General features: G+C 67.4%; 6 protein-coding genes and 1 pseudogene. 3 read left to right on the forward strand and 4 right to left on the reverse strand.

All coding sequences use genetic code 11. From position 1 onward, the window contains the following. Positions 1-195: 195 nt before the first annotated feature. Positions 196-612 carry a hypothetical protein gene (locus ABZ656_RS53620; protein ID WP_360279401.1) on the forward strand — a complete coding sequence of 139 codons (417 nt, stop codon included), beginning with the start codon at positions 196-198 and terminating at the stop codon, positions 610-612. A gap of 352 nt (positions 613-964) precedes the next feature. Here the strand turns inward: ABZ656_RS53620 and ABZ656_RS53625 are convergent. The 4 genes and pseudogenes from ABZ656_RS53625 to ABZ656_RS53640 all read right to left on the reverse strand — a co-directional run. Continuing rightward, positions 965-1126 (reverse strand): annotated as a pseudogene (locus tag ABZ656_RS53625) (IS701 family transposase); the annotation flags it as partial. Positions 1127-1209: 83 nt separating this feature from the next. Continuing rightward, positions 1210-1710 (reverse strand): GNAT family N-acetyltransferase, encoded by a 501-nt coding sequence (locus tag ABZ656_RS53630; RefSeq protein ID WP_101401141.1) that lies wholly within the window; start codon positions 1708-1710, stop codon positions 1210-1212. A gap of 95 nt (positions 1711-1805) precedes the next feature. After that, on the reverse strand, positions 1806-4544 hold the full coding sequence (locus ABZ656_RS53635) for an AAA family ATPase (protein WP_360279404.1): 2739 nt from the start codon (positions 4542-4544) through the stop codon (positions 1806-1808). A gap of 1161 nt (positions 4545-5705) precedes the next feature. Beyond that, positions 5706-6209 carry an SsgA family sporulation/cell division regulator gene (locus ABZ656_RS53640; protein ID WP_101401139.1) on the reverse strand — a complete coding sequence of 168 codons (504 nt, stop codon included), beginning with the start codon at positions 6207-6209 and terminating at the stop codon, positions 5706-5708. Positions 6210-6941: 732 nt separating this feature from the next. On the opposite strand from ABZ656_RS53640, the gene ABZ656_RS53645 reads away from it, so the two are divergent. Together ABZ656_RS53645 and ABZ656_RS53650 are read left to right on the forward strand one after the other, a co-directional pair. After that, the gene (locus ABZ656_RS53645; RefSeq protein ID WP_101401138.1) at positions 6942-7436 is read left to right on the forward strand and encodes a MarR family winged helix-turn-helix transcriptional regulator; all 495 of its coding nucleotides are present in this window, start codon (positions 6942-6944) and stop codon (positions 7434-7436) included. Positions 7437-7953: 517 nt separating this feature from the next. Then, positions 7954-8622 carry a nitroreductase gene (locus tag ABZ656_RS53650; RefSeq protein ID WP_360279407.1) on the forward strand — a complete coding sequence of 223 codons (669 nt, stop codon included), beginning with the start codon at positions 7954-7956 and terminating at the stop codon, positions 8620-8622. The last annotated feature ends 513 nt before the right edge of the window (positions 8623-9135 follow it).

Genomic DNA, 9135 nt, shown 5'->3' on the forward strand with positions numbered 1-9135 from the left:
GCACCAGGCACAGACCCAAGTACGTCCAGTACGAGGGCCTGTGCCCGGCACGCCGAGAGCACGCACCTGACGCCGCAGGGCCCGCCCTCCGGGCGCACGACGGGAATTTGACGACAGGACCTAGGGCGGCCAGCACGCCCGGCACATCGCGCTGCGCTCCGGCCAGGCACGCGCCCTGGACTACATCCGCCGGGTGTGGGCCAGCGCGCCGGCCGCGGTCGGCAGCACCGGGGCGCTGGAGTCGCGCCATCACGCCACGAGGTTCTCGCCGCGCTGCGCGACCGGATGGAGACGACGCCCTGGCGTGGGGAGCGGGGGCGGACCGCGCTGCGGGTGCTGCGGGTGCATCTGAACTTCGCCGAGATCGCGGGCGGGCCCCTGCACCACGCCGGCGAGCGGCAGACGGCCGAGGAGGCAGGCATCTCCCGCACGACCCTGCGGATCGTCTACGACACCGTCCTCAAACCGTGCGGATGGCTGCGCCGTCTGCGGGTCGGCCACGGCCGTGAGGGCTCCACCTGGTGCCTCGACACCGGCAGCGCCCACCCTCCGGGCATCCCCGCTCCGCTGTCTTGCTTCCGGACCACTCAGTACCCCCGACCCGGCACCTGAGGAGTGGCCCACCCCTGAGACAGCCACGACGGCCGACATCGATTCCACCGTCATCGCCCGCCTGATGGGGCCACGACGCCTTCGCCCACCACGGCCTCGGGAGCTCCGCCCTCGTGATCATCGGCGCGCCGCGCATCCGGTCCACCCAGACGGCCGGTGAGCTTGCCTGAACGGCCTCGGTGTCCCGTGCCACCGTCTACCGGACGTTGCGACGCCTGGCCGACCACGATCTGGTGCACCAGAGCGGGGAGACCTGGGCCCTCGCTCCCCGCGCGCTGGAGGGTCTCGGTAACAGCCTTCTGGAGCCGGCCCGCCGCCGCCGCAGCTCGGCGGCGGACCAGCCGGGGCGGCTCGACCAGCAGTTCTTACGCGGCATGTCCGACAACAGCCCCAGCATCAACTCCCGTACCCGGCGACGGGGCTCAACCCGCGCGAACAGGCCCGCTATCCGGGACCTCAGACCCTCGAACGCCTCCTGCCGGCGGGCAGGGTCCACGCCGCGCCCTGCGGCCACCACAAGATCGTTAGTCTTCATACACCGATGATCAGCGTTGGGCGCGCCTGGCTCCCAGTCGGCCCCACCAGCAAGATCGCGGTCTATGACTGGAGTACCAGATCGCGCTGATACCAGGTGCCTGGCTTACCGCCGAGGTCGGCTGGGCCGGCTGGACCGACCGGGACGAACCCGGCTTTGGCCAGCACCTTCTGGGACGCGACATTCTCATGGGCGGTGGCCGCCCGCAGTGCGCGCAGCCCGTGCCGCCACGCCGCCAGCAGGCACAGCTCCCGGACGGTCGTGGTCGCCACGCCGCGCCCGGCGACCTGCTCCGCGACCCGGTAGCCGAGTCTGGCAGTGCCGTCCTCCAAGTCGTACAGGTTGAACCTGCCGAGTACCGAGCCGTCCTCGGCGACGAGCACGTAGAAAGCGCAGATGCCGGCTTCCTGCTCAGCCAGCAAGGCGTTGTACCGGTCGGTGAACTGGTCGAAGAAGTCGTCGCCGCGGTCGGAGACCGAGGTAGCGAAGTAGGCGCGGTTCGCCAGCTCGAAGGCCAGGACCGCCGGGGCGTGGCCGGCATGCAGCTGCTTCAGCTCGGGCATCGCCCGACTCTACCCAGACGGCGCACCGAGGCCACCTGAGTTTCCGCCAGCGGCAGACAGCCTCAAGACCAGGCCACAAAACGAAGGCCGGATAATTAATCGACACCCGCAGTGCCGGAGACGTCGGACGTGGGCTGTTCATCGTGAAGTGCGGCCAGTGCGGCGGCGAGCTTGCCCCGGCTGGTGATGCCAAGGCGTGGATAGATGCGGTAGAGGTGCGCTCCGACGGTGCGGTGCGAGATGAACAGGCGCTGGCCGATTTCCCGGTTGCTCAGCCCCTGTGACGCCAGCACGGCTATCTGCATTTCCTGGGCAGACAGTTGTTCACCGGTGTTCGCGTGCCGTCGACCGCTCGACTCGCCGGTGGCACGCAGTTGCTCACGGGCCATCTCGGCCCAGGGCTGCGCGCCGGCCCGGTCGAACTCGTCGCGGGCGAGTCGAAGCGGGTGCCGGGCGTCCACGTTGCGGCGTTGGCGGCGCAACCAGCGGCCCTGGTGCAGATGCAGCCGGGCACGCGACAGCGTCCAGTGCTTCGGCAATGCGGCAAGGGCCGCGGCGTAGCGCTCCTCCGCCGTGTCGTCCGGAGCCAGCACCGCGTCGGTGTAGGCGTGAGCCACCACCATCATTTCCGAAGGCAGCTGTCCAGCCAGCTCCGGAAGGTCGGCCAGCAATTCCCGGGCCTGCTCCACGGTGCCCGCGGCAACAGCGGCGTCCGCCAGGTCCGGCGCGAGCAGCCAGTGGCTCACCGAGTGGTAGTGCGGGTCAACGGGATCGAACGCGCGCGTGAGAACGTCGTATGCCTCCATTGCGCGGCCCTCGAACAGAGCGAGCAGGCCTTCGGCCTGCTGCGCCATCACGGTGACGAACGGCATGCCCGGGAACAGGCTGTGCATGCGTAGTTCGCGGATCACACGCGCTGCTTGCTCGGTTTCTCCGCGCAGCACCGCCACCAGGCCGGCTGTAGCCTTCAGCCCTAGCCAGACGATCCATTCCCCGGTCTCCTCGGCCAGGGCCAGCCCCTCGTCGGACTCCTCGCGAGCTCGCTCGAGCTGACCGAGGTACACCTGTGGCCAGCTGGCGGCCAGCGAACGGGCGAGCAGCCCGAGTCGGCCCTGTGACCGCCACGCCGCGGCCGCCAGGTCGAGGTAGTGGGCGGCACGACCGAGGTCGCCGATGACCATTGCGCCACTACCGAGAAAATGCAGGACCCGGCCGTCTCGGGGGTTTGCTCTGATTCCATCCAGCCGTGCGATCACGTCAGCCCCGTGCTGGTACGGCTGGGTGTACGCCCGCACCGTCAGTACGTGGGGGGCATCCGGATCAGGATTCCATCGATCCAGTTCTGCCGCGGCCTGAGCACGCACCTGCGCGTCGCCGTCCTGGAAGAAGCATCGTGCGGCGGCACGCCACAACAGGTTCTCCGCGACGTCTCCGGCTCCCGCGTCGAACGCTCCGGCCGCCGCAGTGACCATGTCCTGGATCCGTCGCTGCGGCTCACCCGGTTCGAAGGCACAGTTGTCGGACACCACCATGAGGCGAGCCCGCTCCACCCGGCCCAGCGCGCTCATGTCGGTGCGGTCCAGCAGTGTCTGGACGCTGATCCGGTCGTTGATCTCGCTGGACAGCTCGGCCGCCCGAACCAGCATGCCGGTTCGGCGCTGCGCGTCGAGGACGAGGTCGGCTGCCTGGCGCAGCGCCGGGACGGCAGCCGCCACCTTCCCTCGGGCGTGCGACGCATCGGCGAAACGCTCGAGCCGGGCGGCCAGCTCCTCGTCCGGGCCGATAGTGGCCGCTGCCTCGTGGGCGAGTTGACGCTCGGGGGTGTCGTCCATCACCGATGCGAGGGCACGGTGGGTCGCCAGTCGGTCAGCGAGCGTAGCGTGCGTGTAGATCGCCGTGCGCATCAGCGGATGGCGGAACTCTGGGGTGTAGCCGACCAGGGTGACCAGATCCGCGTCGACTGCCTCCTGCACTGCTTCGACGGAGACCGCCGAGCCGAAGAGGCGACTCGACACCTCCAGCAGCAGGTTCAGTGGCGCGGCCGGCTCGGCAGCCAGGACCAGGAGAAACGTGCGACATTCCCGGCTCACCGAATCGGTACGCGCGGAGAACGCGTCCTCCAGGCGCTGGGTCAGCGGCAGGTCGTCCATCTGCGCGGTCACGCCCTGCACCGCCTTGGGCAGCTCTACCAGGGCCAGCGGATTGCCCGCGGCGCGCTCCAGGATGAGCTCCCGCAAAGGCAACGGCAGGTCGGGCGCGCCGGCATCAAGCAATTCGGCGGCGGCCGTCGGGCCGAGCGGCTCCAGGGGGAGATCCAGGAGCACGTACGATTCGGAGTAGTGGATCCGGGCGGCAGCGATCACCTGTACGGCGAGGTCGCGGGTACGCCGGGCAACGAACTTGAGCACGTCCCGGCTGGAGGAATCGATCCACTGCACGTCATCGACCAACAGCAGGAGCGGCTGCCGGTTGGCCGCGTCGGCGAGCAGTTCAAGCACGGCCAGTCCGACCTGATATATCTCGGGCTCGGAGTCCCTGGCGCCGAACGCGCCGCTCAGCGCCAACCGGTGCGGAGCCGACAGGTTTTTCATGCCACGGGCGACTGGTTGCAGCAGCAACTGCAGCGCGGCGAATGGCAGCCACTGCTCGGGCTCCACCCCGGACGTGCGTAGCACCTTGAAGCCGCCCTGGGTGGCGTCGGCCACGACCGTGCGCAGCAGAGCCGACTTGCCGACACCAGCGGCGCCGTGGATCAGCAGCGCACTGCCATGCCCGGCCGCAGTGTCTGCCAGCAGCCCACGCAGGGTGCGCAACTCCTTGTCCCGCCCGATCATCGCACGCGTGCAGGTACGCTCGCCGTGACCATGAACATGCGCACCGGAACGCGCCGTACGAAGACGGTGCCCTCTGCCCTCCGGCGCCGCCCGCCTGCGCTGCTTCCGTTGACCGTGGCGACAGAATGCTCAGGCGGGGCCGGACGTTCACTCATCGGCACAGCGGGCATCGGGCACAGCACGTGACGCTTCTCTCCGTCAAGGGGTCCTTCCGGCCACCATGCTACTCGTCAGGTGCGACGGCTCATATCGGTGAGGCTCAACCATCAGTCGAACGACTCTAGGACGAAGCAGCGAACGGCGAGTCTCAACCAATTCCGGGCAGGCCCGCGACTTTGGTGAGCGTGATCCCGAAGGGGTCGGAGAAGCCGTGGAGGCGCACAGCCGAAGCGCCCCATCGGCACGATCGATCGCCCGGGAGCAAGATGAACAACTGCCAAGGCGGTCAGACCCTGCCCCCTCACGACCCATGACCCGCAGGTTCGGAGCTCTTTCGGCGTTGCCGCTCCAGGCTGCGGGGGTCTGCGGTGATTGACGACAGACGATGCGGGCAGCGGTGGGCAGCACGGAAGATGCGGCAGGACTTCATGCGGGCCGCGCCTCGCTCCGCAGGTCCGGGCCGCCGGGACAGCGCGGTTGCCTGTGCGTCGAGTTGGCGACAGGCGGCCGTCGGCCGGCGATCCAATCGGTCCGCTCGGAATGACCATTCGATGCCCGGCTGTACAGTCCGGCCCGGATCGCACGTACAGGAGTTTCCGCCGCCGATGAGCATCTCAACCTACGACAAGGTTCTCCGGCGACGCGCGGTGCACCGCACTGAAAGTCGTGGAGTTGTTGACATTGCGTGGTGCGGCGACGGTTGCAGATGACAGTCCTTACGCTTCAACACGCAACCAATTTTCCTGCACCATACAGCGGGCGTAGAACCAAGAGCCGACCAGCACCCGTCCCGGGGCGGCATCCACAGCTGATCAATCCAGCCGTGAGAGAGGGGTTCGTGCTCCCCTATATGCCCCCTCAGGTGGACGAGAGCGACGACAAGGTGTTCCCAACCGCGTCGGCATACCCATTCCCCGTGGGCGTCGCACGTCACGGAACACCGGCCCCAACCCGTACACACCTCAGGAATCGCCGGGCATTACTCGATCAGGATCGAAGACGTCATGTTTCATTCGGCAGCTGACCGACGAAACCTTCAATACTCAGAAAACTTCTTTCTTCCCCAAGGGGAACAACCTCGAAGGTGGATTTCAGGAATTCGTCGACAACTGCCGCCGATGCGGCTACAACAAACATTTCCCAACCAGACCGGAACGACATGTACACCAACCCATGACCGCGAATTTCGGCAGGCCAAATTTGAACATCACCGAGCCCAGTGAGCCGTCGCCGTCCGGAAGTCAGTAGCTCGCGCCCAAATTCCCACTCAATGACCGAATCAGAACCCGCGTCAAATACCATGAAGACTGAATACGGATCTGCGCTGTCGTATCGGAGATCCGTTATGACCGGTAGATGCTCCTCCTCTTCGAGAAGAGCCACGACCGTCCGACATGTCACCGGCTCGGGCTGGATGTCGCGCCCAGTGTGACCACCTTGCCGGTGTCTGCGATCTTTGTGAGCACACCCGGGCTCACCATCGGTGTCGAAGACCTTCCCACTCATGATTCGTCCTCTCTCGTCTTCCGGCCACAATGGCTGCTGATTCGTGTCTACGGAGCCGTGAATGGGGCAACAGTCGGCTCGGAAGGTCCTCACCTGCCGCGGTAGATCGGGTTACCACGAGCCTGGGACCGACTGAGACCTGATACATCAGTCAAGTGACTACGAGCGGGAAGGTCAGGCCGGATCACGGCTCCGGCGCGGCGCATGGGTCGAGCGACAGCGCGGGGCGCCACACGACCTCCCGGTGGACAACTCGCTCGTCGGGAACGGAGCCCGATCGCATCGCCGCTTCGCCTGCCGCCTGCCGTCTGCCGTCTGCCGTCTGCATCGGCGATTGCCCCTCCACGATTGCGGCGCGGGGGCTCGGCACGCCGGCGGTACGCCTGCATGATCAGTTCGCGAACGTTGTCGTCGGTGAGGCATTCACCGCTCTGCTCCCCCGCCAGGGCGTCCGGCGGTGCGTCCTGCGGCATAGGCGCTGTCCACGGTGTTGCGGTTCGCTGAAGGACTGTCCGATCGGCAGACCCCTGCCGCGGTCCGGCTCGCCGAACGCGGCACAGTCCGGGCCTCGCCCGTCCCGCCGAAACCGGTGCGACAGTTGCGGGACTCCATCCGCCCCGCACCATGTCCACGCAGGACTACTACGGGCACCCGGAGGACGAGAGAGCAGCAGCACACACTCAGTTTCAAATGAAACCGTATCGAATGCACATATGGCTGTAATGTGACCTCGTGACCACCGACGTCCCTCACAGAACCACCCCCTCCGTCACCTCGCGCGCGACCGACCGCCCCGGGGACACCTCACCTTTCGCTCTCGCCCTGCTGTTGCGGCGGGCGCACTGGCGTGCGGCGGCGGTGATGACGGAGGCACTCCGTCCGCTCGGCATCGAGTTGCGGCATTTCGCGGTGCTGTTGGTGCTGGTCGACCGCGGGCCCACGGTGCAGCGGGACCTGGCGGCGGCGACGGGGTCGGACAAGGCGGGAATCATGCGGGTCGTGGACGACCTGGAACGCATGGGGCTGGCCGTGCGCAAGAACGTTCCGGGGGACCGGCGGGTGCGGGCGGTGGAGATCACACCTGAGGGCGTCGGGCTTTTCGATGCCGCGCATGTGGCGGCGGAGCCGCTGGCCGAGCGCCTGGTGGCCGGACTGGGGCCCGGTGAGGCCGAACGGTTGACGGGGCTGCTGACCCGGTTCGCCCATCCCGCGGAGGGTGAAGCGTAGGCGCGTCCGCGCGGCGACTGGCCGACGGGTGGACGGGTTCCGCGCCGTACGGCTTTCACGGCGGACCTCGCCTTGGCGAACGCGCCCCTCGTCGCCACACACCAGCCGGCCAGGCCGCCGACAGCACGGTCGAGGGCTCATCGCCGGTGGAGACCGAACCGCCCTCACCGATGCAGACCTTGCCGACGTCAGCTTCTGGCGCGAGGGACCGGGCAAGGCGTCCACGAATTCCTCGGATCGGGCCCCATCTTTGCCGAACGGGCCGAATACCCCCAGGTCGACAGATCGGCCCGCAACACGTCTGCGGCACAGCGCACGCCCCGTCGGTCGACGCGAAGACCACTCCTGCAGGGGACCGGCAGAGGCCGCTCGCGACCCGCCCCTGCACGAGCGCCCTTCTTCATACATGTCGCCCCACTCACCACCCTATGTCGCCCCACCCCCAGATTGTATTAAATGATACTGTCATGCTTGCAACTGTCGTGGATGCATCGGACAGAGAGGGATACAGGCGATCATGAACGTCTATGAAGCGGTCGCCGGTCGGCGAGCTGTGCGGGGATTCACCGACCAGCAGGTCCCGCGGGAGGTACTGGAGCGCATGCTGTCCGCCGCGGCCTGGGCGCCGTCCGCATCGAATCTCCAACCGTGGCACGCCTACGTGTTGACCGGCCGGCCGCTGGCTGAGCTCAAATGGCGTGCCGGCGAGCGCATAGCCGCAGGCGACCCCTGGGACGAGCCGGAGTACGAGCAGTACCCGCCGGCGCTGAAGAGCCCCTACCAGGAGCGCCGATCCGCCTTCGGTGAGCAGCGTTACGGCGCACTCGGCATTCCACGTGAGGACCTGGAGGCGCGGCAGCGAGCCTCTGCCGCAAACTGGGACTGCTTCGGGGCACCCGCCGCCCTGTTCTGCTACATCGACCGCTGCATGGGCCGACCCCAGTGGTCCGACGTGGGCGTATATCTGCAGTCCACCATGCTGCCGCTGCGCGCCGAAGGGCTTCACAGTTGCACGCAGATGGCCTGGGCGAAGTACCACGAGACCGTCGCGGAGGTCCTGTCGCCCCCGGATGAACTCCTCCTCTTCTGCGGCATATCAATAGGGCACGAGGACGTCACGGCAAGCCAACCCCGTATCGGCCGGGTGCCACTCAACAAGACAGTCACGTTCGTCGACGGTTGCTGACACCGTCGGCGTCTGTAAGAGCACAACGCCTACCAGGCAGCAGAACTCCGAGCACCCGCTGGGGAACCACCGGCAGGCAGCGCAAGCTGACGAGCTGCTCAGATCATCACTCCCAGGCTTCGTGAAGAGCTGTTCCACGGCCTTGGCCCGGGCCAGGCACGGCCCTTCTGCCTCAGTCATGTCACAGGGACGGACCGATCCCGGTCTATGGAAGAGATGTGAATGAAGCAGCCGCGGCCTTCAGCGACCACAGTCCCGGTACCGCACGAACGAGCCATAGAGCGCCTTGTGCCGGGCAGGACCACGGTCTTCGGGAGAGCCCCTGGCATCGCAGGCCGGAGCCGTCCGCAACTGCGCGACAGCCGCTTTGGTAGCGCCATTGGACAGACGTAACCGGAGGAACGGAGAGCGCGCATGGTCATGTATTTCGAGTCGTCCCCTGTGACGAGCGACCTTGACGAGGCTGTTTCTGTTTTTGTGCAGCACCGGGCGCGTCTGTTCGGGATCGCCTAC

Origin of the sequence: Streptomyces sp. NPDC007095, assembly GCF_040634475.1 — a bacterium.
In the GTDB taxonomy this organism is placed as follows: domain Bacteria; phylum Actinomycetota; class Actinomycetes; order Streptomycetales; family Streptomycetaceae; genus Streptomyces.

What these genes read in the sequence shown, in the direction of transcription:
- ABZ656_RS53650 (WP_360279407.1), top strand. Translation starts at nt 7,954, where the DNA reads ATGAACGTCTATGAAGCGGTCGCCGGTCGGCGAGCTGTGCGGGGATTC.
- ABZ656_RS53640 (WP_101401139.1), bottom strand. Translation starts at nt 6,209, where the DNA reads ATGAGTGGGAAGGTCTTCGACACCGATGGTGAGCCCGGGTGTGCTCAC.
- ABZ656_RS53635 (WP_360279404.1), bottom strand. Translation starts at nt 4,544, where the DNA reads ATGATCGGGCGGGACAAGGAGTTGCGCACCCTGCGTGGGCTGCTGGCA.
- ABZ656_RS53630 (WP_101401141.1), bottom strand. Translation starts at nt 1,710, where the DNA reads ATGCCCGAGCTGAAGCAGCTGCATGCCGGCCACGCCCCGGCGGTCCTG.